Below are 18,925 nucleotides of genomic sequence, written 5' to 3' on the forward strand. Positions count from 1 at the left end.
TCCGTTGTAACAAATATGTCTACTCAGTATAAATTGTGTTTTGTCCCCAAAATGCAGTATCAAATTATGATTTGATTTTAGTTATTAATTCTTTTTAGGAAGGCCTTGATGCTTTCGTATTCTAATAACTTTTATCACATCCATAATGAACACAAAATATATTGATTTAGTCAATCAAACTTTTGATTTTCCTCAAGAAGAATTTCTTCTTGATAAAGACCACTTGCGCTTTCATGATATAGACCTAAAGAAATTGGTTGAAACTTATGGAACACCTTTAAAATTCACATACTTACCTAAAATTTCTGATAATATAAAAAAAGCGAAAGTATGGTTTGAACATGCCATTAAGAAGCATAGCTATAATGGGAATTATAACTATTGCTATTGTACAAAAAGTTCACATTTTAAGCATGTTTTAAATGAAGCTTTGAAGAATGACATCCATATTGAAACCTCTTCAGCTTTTGATATAGATATTATTGAGACTTTAAAAGAAGAAGGAAAAATAAATGACAATACATTTGTTATCAGTAATGGTTTCAAGCGTGCTCAATACATAACAAATATTGCGAGGTTAATCAATAATGGACATAAAAATTGCATTCCAATTATAGATAACTATGAGGAGATTGATTTACTCTCTAATGAAATACATGGAAACTATAATATTGGCATTCGTATTGCTTCGGAGGAAGAACCCAAATTTGAATTTTATACCTCTCGATTAGGAATAGGTTATAAAAATATCGTGCCTTTTTACAATAAACAAGTTAAAGACAATCCCAAAGTAGAGCTTAAAATGCTTCATTTCTTTATTAACACAGGTATTAGAGATAATGCTTACTATTGGAATGAGCTCTTAAAATGTCTTAAAGTATATACAAGTTTAAAAAAGATATGTCAATCTCTTGATAGTTTAAATATTGGAGGAGGTTTCCCTATTAAAAATTCATTAGCATTTGATTTTGATTATGAATACATCATTGATGAAATCATTAATCAAATTAAGCTTATCTGTGAAGAGGAAGGTGTGGATGTTCCTAATATTTTCACTGAGTTTGGAAGTTTTACAGTTGGAGAGAGTGGTGGAGCAATTTATGAAGTGTTGTATCAAAAACAACAAAACGATAGAGAAAAATGGAATATGATAAATTCTTCATTTATCACGACACTTCCAGATACTTGGGCTATTAACAAACGCTTTATCATGTTACCAATAAATCGTTGGAATGATTCTTATGAGCGTGTTTTACTTGGAGGATTAACTTGTGATAGTGATGATTATTATAATAGTGAACAACACATGAACGCTATCTATTTACCAAAATATAATAAAGATAAACCCTTATACATTGGCTTTTTTAATATTGGAGCTTATCAGGAATCTATAGGTGGTTATGGAGGTTTACAGCATTGTTTAATTCCTGCTCCTAAGCATATTTTAATAGATAAAGATGTCCATGGGAATATCACAACACAATTATTTAGAGGACAACAAAAAAGTGAAGAGTTGCTTGAAATTTTAGGCTACGATAAAAAGCTTGAAACAAATACAATTCAAAATACAGATACAGAATTACAATTAGCAGATAAATAAAGATGGGAACTAAAACTTACGCTGGAATATCAGAAGAATATGCAAAATTAGAGCATGCGAAGATTGTACTAATTCAAGTTCCTTATGATGGAACAAGTACATGGCAAAAAGGTGCTGATAAAGGACCAAAAGCCTTTTTAGAGGCTTCTGAAAACATGGAGCTTTACGATATTGAGACTGGTTCAGAAGTTTATAAACAAGGCGTTTATTTAACTGATGCAGTTACTGAAAACACCTCTCCAGAAAGTATGGTGGATGCAGTACATGAAGTCACAAAAAAATACATTAAGAAAAATAAGTTTGTAACCATTTTTGGAGGAGAGCATTCTATCTCGATTGGGACTATTAGAGCATTTAATGAGATGTTTTCAAACTTAACAGTATTGCATATAGATGCACATGCCGATTTGCGAAAAAGTTATGATGGTAGTTCTTGCAATCATGCTTGTGCCGTTTATGAAGCTAATCAGAACACTAATTTAATTCAAGTGGGTATTCGTTCTATGGACATAAAAGAGAAATCTATTATGAATTTAGACAAAACTTATTTTGCTCACGATATGGCAATAGATGATTCTTGGATGGATTCAGCTATTGACCAGATGACAGATAATGTGTTTATAACATTCGATTTAGATGCTTTCGACCCTTCAATACTACCAAGTACAGGCACACCAGAACCAGGGGGATTGCTTTGGTATGAAACTATGGATTTTCTAAAGCAAGTATTTACAGAAAAAAATGTTGTTGGTTTTGATATTGTTGAATTATGCCCTAATGAAATAGATAAATCTTCAGATTTTCTTGCTGCAAAACTGTATTACAAAATGTTAAGTTATAAGTTTCAAAAGGATGCAACAGTAGACGATTATGACAATGCTTATAATAATAAACCACTAACTAATAATTTATCAAAATTCAAAGAAGAAGATGACTACTAAAGGTGCAATTTCAAACTTTATAGAAACATATTATTTGCATTTCAATGCGGCTACAGTTGTAGACGCAGCAAAATCTTATGAAGAGCAATTAAATAAAGGCTCAAAGATGTTAGTGTCTTTGGCAGGAGCAATGAGTACAGCAGAAATAGGAAAGATTTTTGCAGAAATGATACGACAAGATAAAGTGCAAATCATTTCTTGTACAGGAGCAAATTTAGAAGAGGATATTATGAATTTAGTGGCACATTCTCATTATAAACGTATCCCTGACTACAGAGACTTAACACCAGAAAAAGAATGGGATTTATTAGAACAGGGGCTAAATCGTGTGACTGATACCTGCATTCCTGAAGAAGAAGCGTTTAGAAGATTGCAACAGCATATTTATAAAATATGGAAAGAGGCAGATGATAAAGGAGAACGCTATCTACCACATGAGTATATGTATAAAATGTTATTATCTGGCGTCTTAGAAGAATACTACGAAATAGATTTAAAAGATTCATGGGTGTATGCGGCAGCAGAAAAAAATCTACCTATAATTTGCCCGGGGTGGGAAGATAGTACTATGGGGAATATTTTTGCAAGTTATGTCCTAAAAGGAGAGCTAAAAGCAAGTACTATGAAATCTGGAATTGAGTATATGACCTTTCTTGCAGATTGGTATTCTGATAATTCGGATAATGGTATAGGATTCTTTCAAATAGGAGGTGGAATAGCAGGAGATTTTCCAATATGTGTTGTTCCAATGCTATATCAAGATATGGAGCGTACAGATACACCCTTTTGGAGCTATTTCTGCCAAATAAGTGATTCTACTACAAGTTATGGCTCGTATTCTGGAGCAGTTCCTAATGAAAAAATAACTTGGGGAAAATTAGATATTAATACACCAAAATTTATAATAGAGAGTGATGCTACGATTGTTGCTCCATTAATCTTTGCCTATTTGTTAGGCATGTAACACTTAAAGAAATGATACGTAAAATTGTAGATTATCAAAAGTTGAATGAGGACATTTTAAACCTATTAGTGGATAAAGATCATTATGGTTTAGAGGATGACGACATTATTTCATTCAGAAATGCTAATAATGAACTTATTGAAGCTGTTGAAGTTAGAACAGATGATACTATTTACCTTGTTAAAGTAGGTATGAAATTAGTGAGAGCTATGGAAGAACACGAAGATGATGATGATTTGGATGATGATAATTCTACTAATGATAGTGTTGATATTGATACTTTAAATGGAGAAGGCTTAGATTAAACATGTTAAACAAAATTGATAAATCTAGACTCATTGCAGTTAAAAAGGACAAGATTCTTGTTCTTGAAAAGATAGGTATTAAGAAAAAATACTCTCTTGCTGGAGGAGTGAAGAAGAAAAAGGAAACAGATTATCAATCATTAATAAGAGAAACTTTTGAAGAAATAGGATTAGAGTTAAAAAAGAAAGACTTGACTTATTTTCTATCAAGAAAGAATACTAACAAGGAGCGACAAGAGATATACAAGCATTACTTTATAACGATAAAACCTGTTAAAAATATTGAAGTATTAGAGCTTCACAAGTTTAAAAAAGCATTATGGATTCCTTGGTATGATGCTCTTGAGTATTTGGATAAAGATGACCGAAGTACAATAACATTATATTTTGACCAGTTTAGGAAACAAATAAATTAAAAACAGAAATTATGGAAGCACAATTTCACTTAGCATTGCCTTGTGAGAGAATAGAAGCAACAAAAGCTTTTTATATAAACACTATAGGCGCTACTCAAGGCAGACAGACAAATAAATGGATTGATATAAATTTATTCAACCATCAACTTACTTTTACAGAATCAGGTTCTTTTAACTTTAAATTCAAAAATTACAAACTTGATGATAACATTCTGCCTTCCTTTCACTTTGGTGTTATTGTGAGCATAGAAATTTGGGGGACATTATATAAAAAACTATTACAATCTAACCAAGAAGTAACAACTAAGGCAACTTTTATGGAAAATAAAGTTGGAGAGCATCTTTCCTTTTTTATCACAGACCCGAATGGATACATGATAGAATTTAAAAGTTTTAAAGACAAAGGTGAGGTTTTTACCTCATAAAGTAATGAAAACAACAACTATTGCTATTCAAATAGCAGAATCCATTGAGATTAAATCATTAAAGACGGTTTTTAATCAACGTCCTTTATTTTCAGATAATGATGAAATATTTTTTTGCCTAGACCAAGACAAATATTTATATGCATTTAAATACGGGATTATCTGTGTTTATAATTTCACTTCAACTGAAATTAATGTTCTAAAAAAGAAAATTAAACCAACTTTAAAAGGAGATGTTGTTATTAATTCGGTAATCTCTGAAACACTTCAAATAGTTACAGGAGGAGAATGTTTTAGTACAGATTTTGATACTGTAACCTTACCAGATAAGGATGCGGAAAAACTTCGTTTGGTGATGCTTAATCTATCGCATTCTGTGGCACTAGATTATTACGCTAGTATTGCAGAACAGCTATTAGAAGATACTAGAAGACATACAAGTTATCTAGAGAATCATGGTAGATTAAATATTGGTGGGAAAAAATTAAAACGATATATAGGCAAGGTTTTAAATGTAAAAAATAAGATTTCTGAAAACCTATATATTTTCGATTCCCATGACGCAGCTTGGGATGATGAAAACCTCAATAAGCTAAATTCAGAATTAAAGAAAAAATTCGATTTAAAAGATAGATACCAAATCATCAATCAACAAGTAAATATTGTAAAAGAAAACCTAGACCTCTTTAAGGATATAATGTTCCATAAGGAAAGTAGTAAACTGGAATGGATTATCATCATTTTAATAGTTATAGAGGTAATTGATTTAGTCATTTTAAAAATTATAAAATAAATACATTGAACGATTTAAAAATAATTGGAAGCGAAGAATGGTGTTCATTTGAAACCTTTGGTATTTCTGCCATAAAAGCACGGGTAGATTCAGGTGCCAAAACATCATCTATACAAGCAAATAAGATTAAAGTTTTCTATAAAGATACTGAAGAATGGGTGCGCTTTCATGTCAATCCTCTTCAAAACAATAGAAGTATAGATATAATTTGTGAGGCAAAGATTCATGCAAAACGTTCTGTAAAGAGTTCAATGGGTATATCTGAAGAACGTCTTGTTATAAAAGCCCCAATAACCTTGGATGATGATATTTTTGATATTGAATTAACACTAGCTAACCGAGATTCTATGGAATTTAGAATGCTACTTGGTCGAGAAGCATTACACAATCGCTATTTGGTAAATCCATCGACAACTTATCTTTTACCTGAATTCTCACAAGAAGATTTAGATGAAAAGTATGTGGCTTTTCGCAAAGAAAAGACAGGTTTGAAGATTGCCTTATTGGCAAGCAACCCAGAGTTATTTAGTAATAAACGTCTTATTGAAGCAGGACAAGCAAGAGGACATGAAGTGATTTTTCTTAATGTGCAACAAGCTTATATGAAATTTGATGCTAAAGAGCCTCAAATACGCTATCGTGGTGGAAACGTTATAGATGAGTTTGATGCTATTATCCCAAGAATAAAACCATCTGTAACCTTTTATGCCTGTGCTTTATTAAGACAGTTTGATGCTATGAATACCTATTGTTTAAACTCAGCAGATGCTATAACACAATCAAGAGATAAGTTATTGGCAACCCAGTTATTTGCTAAAAATGATATACATATACCCATTACCGGGTTTGCAAATTCTCCATTAGACACAAAAGACTTAATAAAGATGGTTAATGGTGCTCCACTAATTATCAAATTATTAGAAAGTACGCAAGGGAAAGGTGTTGTATTAGCTGAAACTACTAAGGCAGCGGAAAGCGTTATTAATGCTTTTAAAAGTGTAAAAACTAATATTTTGGTTCAAGAGTTTATAAAAGAAGCTAATGGACAAGATATACGTTGTTTTGTTGTTAATGGCAAAGTGGTTGCTTCAATGCAACGACAAGCTGCTAAAGGGGAATTTAGAGCAAATATCCATCAAGGTGGTTCTGCATCTAAAATTAAGATTACTTTAGAAGAACGTAAGCTAGCTATTAAGGCAGCTAAGATTTTAGATTTGCCAGTCGCTGGTGTAGATATTATTCGGTCTAATAAAGGACCTTTGTTATTAGAGGTTAATTCCTCTCCTGGGCTTGAAGGTATTGAAAATGCAACTGGACTAGATATTGCCAACGTAATGATTGAAGCTATTGAAAAGAAGCTCAAGTTCAAGTCTTAATATGGGATTGAAATAAGAGTCATAAGACCTCAGGAAACTTGAATAAATCAGATACATTATGAACCATCATCCAAATCGAGCAAATCTGAAAGTTCCTTTTGTTTTTAAAAAACGTTGAGAAGCAAACCGCTAATTAGTTTAGAGACAACACTTGTACTATAATTTATCTTATGCTAAGAAAGGCTCATTAATATTTATCCTATTTTGTACTTTTATGATGTAGAAGAAGAGCAAATTATGTCTTAAAGTTCTTTTCATGGTTTTAGTGAGAAAAGAGGTGTGCATATTTGAAAATATTGATACAAAATACTAAAAAACAGTGCCTTATAAAAACAAGAGGGCTGAGTCTGTCACCAAAGAAAACTCATTTCTAAGTAATCATCTAAAATCAGAACTCACAATAGATGAACTTATAAAATTTAGACGAATAATTCATTATTTAGGTCAATCTTTTTCGTCATTAAGCGACAACAGGTGAGGTTGCTTACCTTGTACCTGACTGTGTTCTTGTGGGTGTCCGTTGTGGTTTTGTTGGTATGTGTACACCTGCGTTGGCTGATGGTTGTATCCATCATTATTTTGCTGTTGATATTGTCCCTGTTGCGGGTTTTGTTGCGCCATAGCTACTCCCATCCCGGCGAAAGCTACTAACATAAATAACATCTTTTTCATATACTTTAGTTTTAAGTTTTATACACCCCATAAAATTCAACAACCGTGCCAAAGAAATGATATTTTGTTTAACTAGTTGTTTAACAGTGTTTTGAATGGTGTTTTTTAACGTGAAATTAGAGGGGGAAAAGCAAAAAGTTAATGAGGGTACCCCAAAAGTTAGTAGATAAAATAACTAATTTATAGGCAGTTTTTTAAGTTGATTACTCTAGCTTAGAAGTTACCGTCTCTTTTATTTCTTTAATGCTTTGTTTAAGGAAAGAAAGAATTACAGCACTAGGGGATGGTAAATTAAGCTCCGTTAAATGCATTTGTATTAAATGATAGAACTCTTTTTTAGGGAGTTGATTGTGTGCAAACTTGTTCCGAATGAGTACTATTAAAAACATTTTCTGGACAAGAGTTGATTTACTTTCGACTTCTGAAACGCTCATGTTGTTGATTGAGTATTCTCCAAGGCTATCCAACCAAGTAATTTCATCGTAGTTAGCAAGCTGATATTTTTTTAAAATACCTTGAGACAAATATTTTTTGAAATTAGGGTTGCCATCCTGTTCTAATTCGGTGGGGTGGTTTGTACCGTTAAATCCCCACTTTTGTAAAATCCATTGTTCAAACTCTTGAATTTCTTTAAATAATATATTCCTGCGGATTACCTCATACGAGTAGTCTTTTATTTCCAGCTCTTCTTCTAGTGCTATCTTTTCCCAAGTTTTAGAGGTGTCATAAGACAATAGTGTTTGTACTTTTTCGTCTTGCAGATACCTTTTAAATTTTCCCAGTTCTTTAATCTTAACCGCAGGTTCTTTTATTTGTCCATGTTCATACGGAACCGTCATGTTCCACACAAAATTAGACTTTACAATATTGTCGCTTTTGTCGCCATCTTCGCGCTTGCTTTGTTTTCTGGCTTTCTTTTCTTCGGCTAAACGTTCTTCTTGTGTTAAGTACAATTGCTCTAGCGTTATATTGGCAGCAGACCTAAAACTTTTTTCAAATAGCGCATTGGCTACCATAAGTAAAAAGACATCTTGTATTTGTGTTTTTTTAATTTTAAGGTCTTGCTTTTGCTTGAAAGACTTACAATTGGGGTTGTCTTGGGTTAGAGAAACATCTTGGTAATCTCTTGGGTAGCTATAAAACCGTTGGTAATTGGTGTGTTGGTAAAAATGGCTGTACCAGTTGGCATACTGCTCTGGGTTATCGGCAATGTGTACTCCACGTATGTAAGTGGGTTTGGCATCAAAAATGCCTCTCGGAAACACCAAAGGCTTTGCTAGTAATTTTTTTTTCTGATTTTCTAAACTGTCAATGGTATACAGGCGTTTATAGAAAATATCCCAAATGTGTTGTTGTTTTATAAACTGTTTTAAACGTTTGTTTTCATTTTTAAAACCTTTAATCTGGGTTAATAGATGGCTTAAGGTTTTTTCTCGGTTGCTAAGGTAGGCTTTATAAAAAACATCAAAGAAACGTTGTTCAAATGCTTTATAAATACCTACGCTCCATATATGTTGGTCTTGTTTAAAATTCCAAAACTGTTCTAGCAGATGTAACGCTTCTTTCGGTTTTTGCTGGTAATAGGCTAACAATTCCTGTAGCTGACTATGGTGATACCCTTTCCATTGACTTCTGCCCGATGGCGGCATAAACCGTTTAAGGTCGTCTGCCAGCCAGGTGGCTTCCTGCCCCAATTCCCGGTTGGTAAAAATTACCTTTCTTGTATTTTTTTTATCTCTAAACGCTTTCGTATTATTGTCAATAAGAGTAAGTTTCTCTTGGGTAACGTTTATTTCGGTTTGTATAGCAGCTATCAGTTTGTTAGTATCTATGGTTTCTTGTGCCTTGGCTCTTCGTAAATTTTTGGTAATCTCGGAAGAAGAAAGCGCATCGGTATTTTTGTAATTACGAATGGTATCATATCGTGTATCAAGTTTTTTTACCAAAATGGTCTCAATTTCTGTTCCTGTTTTTTTGTGTACCAATAATTCATATAACAAAGCAGGGAGTTCGTTAAGCGAAAGCATGGCAGTGGGTGCTAAAGCTTCCATGTCCATTAGTTTTATTGCTTCCGATGGACTTTTTTTACCTGATTGTTTAACTTTGTATTCTTCGGCACGGTTATTTTCTTTATACGTTTTAATGTGATTTTTTAATCGATTATTTAACCGTTTGGACTCCCCTGGAAAGACTTTATGACTAAGGTCTATATAAATAGGAATGTTATCTGCTACAAAGTTATATGACGGATTAGGAAACAGTTCCCAACCGGTATCTGCTGGCGCTTGGTCTTTTAAAAAATAGTCGGTTTTTAAGTTGGTTACTTCCGATAGCTTACCAAACACCTTTATTTTTTCTTTAATAACCCGTTCTGTACTATACTTGGTACCCTCAATTTTTTTGGTACGGGCATCGTGCATGTAATTCCCTAAATGCAATTGAAATTTTAGGGTAGGGAAATCGGCAAATTCATCTAAATAGCGCAATACCAAATAGGCAAATTTATTCTCGTATCGTTTTCTAATCACCGGATGTATTACCGTAGCGTCCTGTAAATTATTTATCTTTTTCCCTTCTGTTAGGTATTCGTTTATATCTTCTACAAATTGGTCTTTTTGTGCTTGTGTAAAGGTTTGGTATAAAGCATCGGGTACTTTGCTTAATTCATCTATAATTTGTACCAAAAGGGTTTCTTGAGAGAATCCGGTGGTTAACCTGTTTTTAACCCCTTTAAAGCTTAAATGCCTAAACACCCAATGGGTAGCCATGTATTTTAAGCTATTATTGTTACGGTCAATTTCTTTATCTTCATTTTTAACTACTTTGCCTTTAAACCCTTTTATGTTACTGCGTAGATCTTCTCCTTGTTTGCGGGTTAAAAACAACCCTAGCAAAAACAGCAAGCCACTCTCAGAAATAGCAATACCGTTTTCGGCAGGGGTTTCACTATTGTAAGCCGACTGGTAATGGGCATTCACGCCATCTTTATACGTAAGGTGCCAAAAGGCATCGTTTAGTACCCCGTTTTTAATAGCCAAGGGTTCTAAGTTTACTTTTTCACCTTTTGCTTTCTGTTCTTTTAACGTAGCTAGTTTTAGTTTTTCAAGGGTTTCTAACTCCTTACCCAATTCTTTTTTAAGCAAATGCCTAGAACCGTCCGATTTTACCTTGTACTTTTTTACATCGGCAATGGTTTTTAAAAACAGTTCGTCTAAAAGGGTGTATACGTCGGGGTTTAAGTGTATAGGCGCACGGTAATGGTGGGTGTAGAAATTACGTAAACTCTCTATAGCTCTTAAGAGGTTAAGCATGCTGTTTTTAAAATGTGCTCTACGCGCTTTATCTGGGTCTTTTTCTTCAATAAACTTTTTGTGATGTATAGGTAAATACAGGTACTGTACCACCGGTAGGTGTTGTTTTAAAAAATCAACCCCAATTTCATAATCGGTAATGGTTTTTTGCTCGGTAAGATAAAGGTCAAATATTCTTATATGTTTTTTCTGTTTTTGATCACCTTTATTTTCAGGGTTAAAACGCTCTTCAAAAGCCGTAAAAACAGCATCTATATTATTTTGTGCCAAGTTTAAAAAACCTGCAAAATAATGTTTATCGGCAATACTGGTATACGTATAATAAATGCCTTTTCCAACAGGCTGGATAGTATGTTCCATAAGTCGTTTTTTGTTTTAGCTACCGTTAGTAACTGTAGGTGGCTGTATTAACTACAGCAGTTACCAACCGTATGAAACTTAAAGATACTAACTTTTTATGTAAATAACGTAGTGTGTAAAAAATAAAAATGCCTAGCTGCTCTAAACAGCTAGGCATTTTTTGTTGTGAATAGTCTACAAAATTAGACCAGTGACAACCCTAAGGGGTGCAGACCTAGAGGGTGCAGTTGTGAATAGTCTACAAAATTAGACCAGTGACAACTCTAACAGGGGAGACCCTTTTTCAAGCATGTTGTGAATAGTCTACAAAATTAGACCAGTGACAACTAAATGTTAAATTTTACTTTTTTTACGCTTGTTGTGAATAGTCTACAAAATTAGACCAGTGACAACATTATCTGCAAACGGGTTCCCCTGTTCTTTGTTGTGAATAGTCTACAAAATTAGACCAGTGACAACATCGAAATCGAATTCTACACTTGGACGTTGGTTGTGAATAGTCTACAAAATTAGACCAGTGACAACACACTTAAAAATAGGTCTTAAATTTTTAGTGTTTACAAGGGTTTTCATAACTTCTTACCATTTAAAAAATGAAACAATTAGTACACTTGTGTGTGCAAAGTACGGCATTTTTTTGTTTCTATTAGCACTCCCTAACCCCCAATGGGGGAATAAGACAACGAAAACTCCCCGTTCTCGATACAAAATGCTATCGAAATTCATAGAACTGACGTGTTTAACGCCCGTACCGTCACCCTGAAATCTGTTCAGGGTCTCATCTGAGTAAGCCAAATAGCACGTGAGCTACTTGTGAGATGCTGAAACTAGTTCAGCATGACGGGTTTAACGCCCGTGCCGTCACCCTGAAATCTGTTCAGGGTCTCATCTGAGTGAGCCAAACAGCACTTGAGCTACTTGTGCGATGCTGAACTAAATTCAGCATGACGATAATAACCTTAAACTCATTTCAGGGTCTCATTTGAGTGAGAATTCCCCCATTGGGGGTTAGGGGGCTTTTAATTCTTCACATCAAAAGCATCGCGGAGGGCATTGCCTACAAGCATAAACGCCATCACTAATAACATAATAGCAAACCCCGGAATAAGTGCCAAATAGGCTTTGCCTAGTATAATGTAGTTGTAATGATCTTTAATCATAGCGCCCCAACTAGGTATAGGGGGTTGTGCGCCAATGCCCAGAAAACTTAGTCCGCTTTCTACTAATATGGCAGCGGCAAAGTTAGCGGCGGCAATTACAATTACCGGAGCCATAATATTGGGCAATATATGTTTGCTAATAATTCTAAAATTAGAGTACCCTAAGGCACGGGCTGCCGTTACATATTGCATTTGTTTGGCGCTTACCATTTGTCCGCGTACCACACGGGCTACTTCTACCCACATGGTAAGTCCTACCGCTATAAACACCTGCCAAAATCCTTTTCCTAAGGCTAGGGTAATACCAATTACCAAGAGTAAGGTTGGTATGCTCCAAGTAACATTAATAATCCACATGATAAAAGCATCTACCTTCCCCCCAAAATAACCCGCAATACTACCCAGGGTAACACCTACCACTAACGATATAAACACCGCTACAAACCCAATAGAAAACGAAATACGCGTACCAATTAACAATCGGCTTAGCAAGTCGCGCCCATACTTGTCGGTGCCTAGTATAAAGGTTTGTTGTTTAATGTACCTTTTTTCAATAGCCTTTTTTTGAGCTGTATTAAAAGCAGGTTGCAGGGCAATAGCTTTTTCTAAAGCCATAGCTGGTTCGGGGTTGTATTCGGTATACAGTAAACTATCGGCTGTAAAGCGGTACCTGTTTACAGGTATTTCGGTAGCAGCGGTATGCACCCCCGAAAACATTTTTTTAAAGAACGATTCGTTAGTAGCAGCCGCATCGGGCAGGGTAAGCATGGTTACGGTAAAGCCCGGTTTTTTAGAGTGAATGCTCAAGTGCATTTGGTTGGCATTCTCCGAATTATCGGGAGCCAACACATACGCAAACACCGCTATAAGTCCGCAAAGTGCTACAATAGACAAACTAAAAACGCCCCAAAAGTTCTTTTTAAACTTTTGGAGCGCCAATGTTGTTAATGATCCCTGCGTGTTATTCATACGGGAAAAATACGATTATTGCTGGTTTTTGGCCATTTTATTTTTTTTACCAACAGACATGTGTAAATCTTCTAACACATTTACAGCCTCGTCTATATACACATCTTTGGTCATACTCTTATACCAACGCGTTCTTTTCTCTTTAAGTTCGCTATCGTTTTTAAACTCTGCAACTTCGTATGGCAGAGCAGAAAACGTTAAATCACTTTTATATTCTTTTAAAACATCAAACTGTTTAGCAAAAGCTTTATCAATATCAATTTCATTTTCATAGGCTTCTGCATTTAACGGAAACTCATAATCTTCTTGTTGTTCTTTTAACCATTTAGCATTGGCATCAATAAGCTGTAATTGTGTATTGTTAGCCATTCGTTTTTTACTGTTAGCAATGGTTTCATCATAATCAATATACCCATCCCAAACCTCGTATGTTGCTTTTGCAATTTTGTCATAAGGCAGTGGGTTGTGCTGATCTTTTTCACCAATTTCAATATAGCTATATCTGTCTGGTACAACCACATCGCTCTTCACCCCTTCTAATTGGGTAGACTCACCATTAATACGGTAGAATTTCTGGAAGGTAACTTTTAAAGCTCCCATTTCTCCAAAAGTTTTATTTTCTATATACTTATTTAAATCAAAGAAACGTTGTACGGTACCTTTTCCATAAGTTTGTTTACTACCAATAATAATAGCACGCTCATAGTCTTGCATAGCAGCCGCTAAAATTTCAGAAGCCGAAGCCGACAATTCGTTCACTAAAATCACCAACGGTCCATTCCATTCAATAGAAGCATCGGTATCCTTATACACTTCTCGTTGTCCGTCGGCACTTTTTACCTGTACAACAGGACCTTTCTTAATAAACAATCCTGCCATATCTATAGCGGTTTGTAAAGATCCCCCGCCGTTATCTCTAAGGTCTATTACTAAACCTTCCATACCTTCTTTCTTAAGACGTTCAATTTCTTTAGCCATATCAGAAGCCGCATTTCTACTGTTCTTATAGTCGTCAAAATCTACATAAAACTGCGGTAGGTTTACAATACCAAAACGTCTTCCATTTTTCTCAATAAGAGCCGTTTTAGCATAGCTTTCTTCCAGCATTACTTCGTCTCTAATAATAGGCACTACTTCAATACTACCATCTACACGTTTTACAGTTAAACGCACTTCGGTACCTTTAGGGCCTTTAATTAGTTTTACAGCATCATTTATACGCATACCAACAATATCAACAGGGGTTTCGTCTCCCTGAGCTACTTTTAAAATTTCGTCACCAACTTCCAGTAACTTATCTTTCCATACCGGACCTCCGCTAATAACCTCTACAATGCTAATGTTATCTCTTTTCTTTTGTAAACGGGCACCAATACCTTCAAATTTACCACTCATACGGGTGTCAAATTTTTCTTTGTCTTCAGGAGCAAAATAGAATGAGTGCGGATCAAACTCTTCAATAATTACATTTAAGTACATCGTAAACCAATCTTTACGCTGCATATCGCTTATTACATCAAAGTACTCATTTAAATTTTTAAGGGTTGCAGCACGCGCTTCCTCTTCGTTTTGCGCCGCTGTTTTACCAGCATTTTTAATAGTGATTTCATCAAGGTCTTTAGCAGTCTTTTCGCTTATTGCCTTTAAAGCAGCCTTTTTGTCTTCCATACGTGAAATATACCCTACAATGGTAGAAAACTTAAGTAATTTTCTCCAGTGCTCTTTTAACTCTTTTTTGTTTTTAGCATACGGTATGTTATCAAAATCTACGTTAATGTCTTCATTAACGGTAAAGTCAAAAGGCTTGGCTAAAACTTCTTTATAGAAACTTTTCGCTTCTTCCATACGTTGTAATAAACGTTCGTTGGTAAGATTAAAGAAGTCGATATTCCTATTCTTTAACTGATCATCAATGAGATCTCTGTACTGACTAAATTCTTCGATGTCACTTTGTAAAAAGTAACGTTTCTGAGGGTCTAAGTTCATGATATGTGTATCATACACATCTTCAGAAAACTGATCGTTTATATCCTTTGGATCGTAATGCGTACGTGTTAATATATAAGTGATTAGGTCTAATAAAACCTGATCTTTATCAGTACTATCAGTATCAAACTTCGTTGCCGTAAAGCTACACGATGCTGCAGAAATAAGTACAGCAAGTAGCAAGTAATACAAATTCTTTTTCATCATTCCGTATATTCTGTTTTTAAAATCTAACATGTAATCTACATATTATTTTTGTAGATTCTTCGAAATTACATAAAAAACTATGCCAGCCTTGCATAGTGCTACTAATTTTTTGTTAAAAGCGGGAAGATTATGCAAAGTTAGCCCCCTAATCCACAAAGGGGGAGTGCTTACTCAGTTACGTTATTTAGTTGAACCTTAAACCTTAATACTGAATTAAAATATTTCCTCTTTGCACCATTAAAGAAAAGCGTATTTTTGTAAAAAACGCATACATACACATGAAAGAACAAGAGAGACCACTGATTTTAGTAACCAACGATGATGGTATTACAGCACCAGGAATCAGAAAGTTAATTGAAATAATGAATACCTTAGGAGATGTGGTTGTGGTAGCACCCGATAGTCCGCAGAGCGGAATGGGGCATGCCGTAACTATTAATTCTACCCTGTATTGCAGTCCGTTAACTATAGATGACGGTATGCAAATTGAGTACAGTTGTAGTGGTACTCCAGCCGATTGTGTAAAGCTTGCCGTAAACGAGATTTTAAACCGTAAGCCCGACCTATGTGTAAGCGGAATTAACCACGGCTCTAACTCGTCTATCAACGTAATTTATAGTGGTACCATGAGTGCTGCAGTAGAAGCGGGTATAGAAGGAATTCCGGCGATAGGATTTTCATTACTAGATTATAATTGGGAGGCCGACTTTAGTCAGGCGGAAGCGCATATAAAACGTATTGTACAAACCGTATTAGAGGAAGGATTGCCTTCTGATGTGGTACTTAATGTAAATATACCAAAGCTTAAGAAGGAAAAAATTAAAGGGATTAAAGTATGCCGACAAGCAAAGGCATATTGGAAAGAAGAATTTGATAAGCGTACCAATCCACAGGGCCGTAACTATTACTGGCTTACCGGAAAATTTGTGAACGAAGATAAAGGTCATGATACCGATGAGTGGGCGTTAGCCAATGATTATATTTCGGTAGTACCGGTACAGTTTGACCTTACGGCGCACCATGCCATACAACGACTTAATACATGGAACTTAAATGATTAAGAAAGAGTTTTTTATTGGTTTTTTGGTAGGGGTAATTGCCAATGTTATGGGGGTGTTATTGTATTGCTTGGTAGTATATTCTATGTACCATACAGGGGTAGAAGAAACCTTGTTACGCGCCAGAGCACAAGGGAGTTTATCTAAAATTATAGCCTTGGGAGCAGTACTTAATATTGCCGCCTTTTTTGGATTTTTAAAGGTGAGGCGAGAGTACAGAGCACGAGGGGTTATTTTTTCGGTTATTTTTATTGCCATTGCAACGTTTTTTGAACAGTTTATATTTTAAGTAATGAAATACTACATTATTGCCGGAGAGGCATCGGGCGACTTACATGCTTCTAATTTAATGAAAGCGTTGTTGGAAGAAGATCCGAAAGCCGATTTTAGGTTTTGGGGGGGCGACCTTATGCAGCAGGTAGGCGGTACTTTGGTAAAACACTACAGAGAGCTTGCCTTTATGGGATTTGCTGAGGTGGCTGCCAATTTACGAACCATTCTGGGCAATATTAAACGGTGTAAAACCGATATTGAAACGTATAATCCGGATGTGTTGATTTTTGTTGACTATCCTGGGTTTAACTTTAGAATTATGAAATGGGCACGCCTTAAAGGCTATAGAACCCATTACTACATATCGCCCCAAATATGGGCATGGAAAGAAAACCGTATTAAAGCAATTAAGCGCGATGTAGATGAAATGTATGTAATATTGCCTTTTGAGAAGGATTTTTACGAGCAGAAACATCAGTTTCCCGTACATTTTGTAGGGCATCCGCTTATTGATGCAATTAGCCATAGAAAGCAGGTAGCCCCTGAAACCTTTAGAAAAGAAAACGGACTAGATGATAAACCGGTGATTGCCTTATTACCGGGAAGCCGTAAGCAAGAGATTACCAAAAAGCTTACGGTAATGCTTAGCGTTATAGACGATTTTAAAGATTATCAATTTGTAATTGCCGGAGCACCGGGGCAAGATACGGAGTTTTACCAGCAGTTTATTGGCAATGCCAATGTGCATTTTGTTACCGGTAAAACATATGATTTGTTAAGTATAGCAGATGCAGCCTTGGTAACCAGTGGTACCGCAACGTTAGAAACAGCTTTGTTTAAAGTACCCGAGGTAGTGTGTTATAAGGGTAACTGGATATCGTATCATATAGCAAAGCGTGTGATTACCCTTAGCTACATATCGTTAGTAAACCTTATTATGGATAAGGAGGTGGTGAAAGAATTGATTCAAGGTGATTTAAATACCAACAATTTAAAAGCTGAATTGAAGAAAATTTTAGATCCTGTACATAGAGAAAAGGTGTTTTTAGACTATTACGAGTTGGAGCAAAAACTTGGGGGCAAAGGAGCCAGCAAAAAAACAGCACAACTGATATTTTCAAAAATCAGTTAGGTTTACTATTTTAGTGCGCAACTGAAACCTACATGAAGAAATTAGCATACTTACTTTTAATTATTGGCTTAGTAACAAGTTGTCATTCTGCCAAAAAAGCGGCAGCCAAAAAACGAATCAAAACACCCGCAACCAGCACGGTAAACAAACCTACTACTAAGCATCCGTATTCGGTATCGGTAGGGGCGTCAGATATGAAAGTGGTTAAAGGCCGGGGTAACCCCAAAGGGGAACGTACTACCACCGAGTTACTTCGTTTAGACAAGGTGATTAATGAGGCGCTTGGCTACTTAGGAACCCGTTATAAGTATGGCGGAACCAGTAGTAGAGGAATGGACTGCTCGGGCTTGGTGTATACCTCCTTTTTAAGTCAGGAGGTGCTGCTAGAGCGTACCTCTTATGGGATGTCTAATGAAGGTGTTGCTGTTTCTATTAAAAAAGTACTCCCTGGCGACTTGCTATTTTTTATCACCGGAAAAGGAAAACGTATTAACCATGTAGCTATGGTTATAGAAGCCTCACCAACCGATGTAAAGTTTATTCATAGCACCACATCTCGTGGGGTTATTATATCGTCTATACACGAAGGGTACTGGAGCAGTGCCTTTAAGTTTGCTCGTAGAATGGATTTGTAAGATTATTTAAATTATTTTGTAGGATTACGTATTTATACGTAAATTGTATGTGATTACGGTTTCTAGTAAAATAATGTTATTTTTATTTGGTATGTTCGTACGAAATTTAACCAAAATATTAATTGTTTTTATGAGAAAACAGAAATTGCGTATTGCTTATTGGGAGTACTGTCTCTTATAGGTATAGCAAGTTGCGAAAGAGATGATGCCGTATTTGCCAATTCTGAGCAAAGTGGTGAAGATGCCAATGTAAAAATTAGGCACCATTCTTTAAATGAGTTGGCAACCAATGCCAAATTTACCGATGCCTTTACTAAGGTGTTTTCAAAATCATTGTTTGAC

At 35.3% G+C, this 18,925-nt stretch carries 17 protein-coding genes and 1 CRISPR repeat array; of the genes, 13 read left to right on the forward strand and 4 right to left on the reverse strand.

The window, feature by feature from the left end; genetic code table 11:
• Positions 1 to 145 precede the first annotated feature (145 nt).
• The 8 genes from NBRC110019_RS14375 to rimK are packed head-to-tail and all read left to right on the forward strand — an operon-like array spanning position 146 to position 6,820.
• Entirely contained in the window at positions 146 to 1,600 is a 1,455-nt protein-coding gene (locus NBRC110019_RS14375) for a type III PLP-dependent enzyme domain-containing protein (protein WP_281756005.1), read from the forward strand.
• 2 nt (positions 1,601 to 1,602) lie between these two features.
• A complete protein-coding gene (gene speB / locus NBRC110019_RS14380) occupies positions 1,603 to 2,541 on the forward strand; it encodes an agmatinase (RefSeq protein WP_281756006.1) in 939 nt (312 codons plus the stop codon).
• Complete coding sequence (locus NBRC110019_RS14385) at positions 2,531 to 3,505, forward strand: deoxyhypusine synthase family protein (protein WP_281756008.1); 975 nt, start codon at positions 2,531 to 2,533, stop codon at positions 3,503 to 3,505. The genes speB and NBRC110019_RS14385 overlap by 11 nt, the downstream gene beginning before the upstream one ends.
• A gap of 11 nt (positions 3,506 to 3,516) precedes the next feature.
• Entirely contained in the window at positions 3,517 to 3,810 is a 294-nt protein-coding gene (locus tag NBRC110019_RS14390; RefSeq protein WP_281756010.1) for a hypothetical protein, read from the forward strand.
• 2 nt (positions 3,811 to 3,812) lie between these two features.
• Entirely contained in the window at positions 3,813 to 4,226 is a 414-nt protein-coding gene (locus NBRC110019_RS14395; protein WP_281756011.1) for an NUDIX domain-containing protein, read from the forward strand.
• An 11-nt stretch (positions 4,227 to 4,237) separates the two neighbouring features.
• Positions 4,238 to 4,651 carry a VOC family protein gene (locus tag NBRC110019_RS14400; RefSeq protein ID WP_281756013.1) on the forward strand — a complete coding sequence of 138 codons (414 nt, stop codon included), beginning with the start codon at positions 4,238 to 4,240 and terminating at the stop codon, positions 4,649 to 4,651.
• 4 nt (positions 4,652 to 4,655) lie between these two features.
• Positions 4,656 to 5,444 carry an RMD1 family protein gene (locus NBRC110019_RS14405; protein ID WP_281756015.1) on the forward strand — a complete coding sequence of 263 codons (789 nt, stop codon included), beginning with the start codon at positions 4,656 to 4,658 and terminating at the stop codon, positions 5,442 to 5,444.
• Positions 5,445 to 5,449: 5 nt separating this feature from the next.
• Positions 5,450 to 6,820, forward strand: coding sequence for a 30S ribosomal protein S6--L-glutamate ligase (gene rimK, locus NBRC110019_RS14410; RefSeq protein WP_281756017.1), 1,371 nt, complete (start codon positions 5,450 to 5,452; stop codon positions 6,818 to 6,820).
• Between the two features lie 444 nt (positions 6,821 to 7,264).
• Here rimK and NBRC110019_RS14415 read toward each other — a convergent pair whose 3' ends face one another.
• The 4 genes from NBRC110019_RS14415 to NBRC110019_RS14430 all read right to left on the reverse strand — a co-directional run bounded on the left by NBRC110019_RS14415 (position 7,265) and on the right by NBRC110019_RS14430 (position 15,482).
• Entirely contained in the window at positions 7,265 to 7,492 is a 228-nt protein-coding gene (locus tag NBRC110019_RS14415) for a hypothetical protein (protein WP_281756019.1), read from the reverse strand.
• A gap of 203 nt (positions 7,493 to 7,695) precedes the next feature.
• Positions 7,696 to 11,163 carry a type VI-B CRISPR-associated RNA-guided ribonuclease Cas13b gene (gene cas13b, locus NBRC110019_RS14420; protein WP_281756021.1) on the reverse strand — a complete coding sequence of 1,156 codons (3,468 nt, stop codon included), beginning with the start codon at positions 11,161 to 11,163 and terminating at the stop codon, positions 7,696 to 7,698.
• A 162-nt stretch (positions 11,164 to 11,325) separates the two neighbouring features.
• Positions 11,326 to 11,688: a CRISPR direct-repeat array (repeat unit 36 nt; unit sequence GTTGTGAATAGTCTACAAAATTAGACCAGTGACAAC).
• Positions 11,689 to 12,182: 494 nt separating this feature from the next.
• A complete protein-coding gene (locus NBRC110019_RS14425) occupies positions 12,183 to 13,292 on the reverse strand; it encodes an ABC transporter permease (protein WP_281756023.1) in 1,110 nt (369 codons plus the stop codon).
• Between the two features lie 15 nt (positions 13,293 to 13,307).
• Positions 13,308 to 15,482 (reverse strand): carboxy terminal-processing peptidase, encoded by a 2,175-nt coding sequence (locus tag NBRC110019_RS14430; protein WP_281756037.1) that lies wholly within the window; start codon positions 15,480 to 15,482, stop codon positions 13,308 to 13,310.
• A gap of 281 nt (positions 15,483 to 15,763) precedes the next feature.
• Here NBRC110019_RS14430 and surE point away from each other — a divergent pair, with 281 nt between their 5' ends.
• From surE to NBRC110019_RS14455, 5 genes are all read left to right on the forward strand, one after another.
• Positions 15,764 to 16,546: a 5'/3'-nucleotidase SurE gene (gene surE, locus NBRC110019_RS14435; RefSeq protein ID WP_281756025.1), complete on the forward strand. Its 783-nt coding sequence runs from the start codon at positions 15,764 to 15,766 to the stop codon at positions 16,544 to 16,546.
• Positions 16,539 to 16,832 carry a hypothetical protein gene (locus tag NBRC110019_RS14440; RefSeq protein ID WP_281756027.1) on the forward strand — a complete coding sequence of 98 codons (294 nt, stop codon included), beginning with the start codon at positions 16,539 to 16,541 and terminating at the stop codon, positions 16,830 to 16,832. The genes surE and NBRC110019_RS14440 overlap by 8 nt, the downstream gene beginning before the upstream one ends.
• A gap of 3 nt (positions 16,833 to 16,835) precedes the next feature.
• The gene (gene lpxB / locus NBRC110019_RS14445) at positions 16,836 to 17,948 is read left to right on the forward strand and encodes a lipid-A-disaccharide synthase (protein WP_281756029.1); all 1,113 of its coding nucleotides are present in this window, start codon (positions 16,836 to 16,838) and stop codon (positions 17,946 to 17,948) included.
• A gap of 32 nt (positions 17,949 to 17,980) precedes the next feature.
• The gene (locus tag NBRC110019_RS14450) at positions 17,981 to 18,583 is read left to right on the forward strand and encodes a C40 family peptidase (RefSeq protein WP_281756031.1); all 603 of its coding nucleotides are present in this window, start codon (positions 17,981 to 17,983) and stop codon (positions 18,581 to 18,583) included.
• A 159-nt stretch (positions 18,584 to 18,742) separates the two neighbouring features.
• On the forward strand, positions 18,743 to 18,925 hold a 183-nt coding region (locus tag NBRC110019_RS14455), incomplete at its 3' end, for a hypothetical protein (protein ID WP_281756033.1).

Source organism: Neptunitalea chrysea (genome assembly GCF_027924145.1).
Lineage (GTDB): Bacteria > Bacteroidota > Bacteroidia > Flavobacteriales > Flavobacteriaceae > Neptunitalea > Neptunitalea chrysea.

Coding starts and splice junctions, on each gene's coding strand:
- NBRC110019_RS14375 (WP_281756005.1), top strand. CDS start 146: ATGAACACAAAATATATTGATTTAGTCAATCAAACTTTTGATTTTCCT.
- speB (WP_281756006.1), top strand. CDS start 1,603: ATGGGAACTAAAACTTACGCTGGAATATCAGAAGAATATGCAAAATTA.
- NBRC110019_RS14385 (WP_281756008.1), top strand. CDS start 2,531: ATGACTACTAAAGGTGCAATTTCAAACTTTATAGAAACATATTATTTG.
- NBRC110019_RS14390 (WP_281756010.1), top strand. CDS start 3,517: ATGATACGTAAAATTGTAGATTATCAAAAGTTGAATGAGGACATTTTA.
- NBRC110019_RS14395 (WP_281756011.1), top strand. CDS start 3,813: ATGTTAAACAAAATTGATAAATCTAGACTCATTGCAGTTAAAAAGGAC.
- NBRC110019_RS14400 (WP_281756013.1), top strand. CDS start 4,238: ATGGAAGCACAATTTCACTTAGCATTGCCTTGTGAGAGAATAGAAGCA.
- NBRC110019_RS14405 (WP_281756015.1), top strand. CDS start 4,656: ATGAAAACAACAACTATTGCTATTCAAATAGCAGAATCCATTGAGATT.
- NBRC110019_RS14415 (WP_281756019.1), bottom strand. CDS start 7,492: ATGAAAAAGATGTTATTTATGTTAGTAGCTTTCGCCGGGATGGGAGTA.
- cas13b (WP_281756021.1), bottom strand. CDS start 11,163: ATGGAACATACTATCCAGCCTGTTGGAAAAGGCATTTATTATACGTAT.
- NBRC110019_RS14425 (WP_281756023.1), bottom strand. CDS start 13,292: ATGAATAACACGCAGGGATCATTAACAACATTGGCGCTCCAAAAGTTT.
- NBRC110019_RS14430 (WP_281756037.1), bottom strand. CDS start 15,482: ATGAAAAAGAATTTGTATTACTTGCTACTTGCTGTACTTATTTCTGCA.
- surE (WP_281756025.1), top strand. CDS start 15,764: ATGAAAGAACAAGAGAGACCACTGATTTTAGTAACCAACGATGATGGT.
- NBRC110019_RS14440 (WP_281756027.1), top strand. CDS start 16,539: ATGATTAAGAAAGAGTTTTTTATTGGTTTTTTGGTAGGGGTAATTGCC.
- lpxB (WP_281756029.1), top strand. CDS start 16,836: ATGAAATACTACATTATTGCCGGAGAGGCATCGGGCGACTTACATGCT.
- NBRC110019_RS14450 (WP_281756031.1), top strand. CDS start 17,981: ATGAAGAAATTAGCATACTTACTTTTAATTATTGGCTTAGTAACAAGT.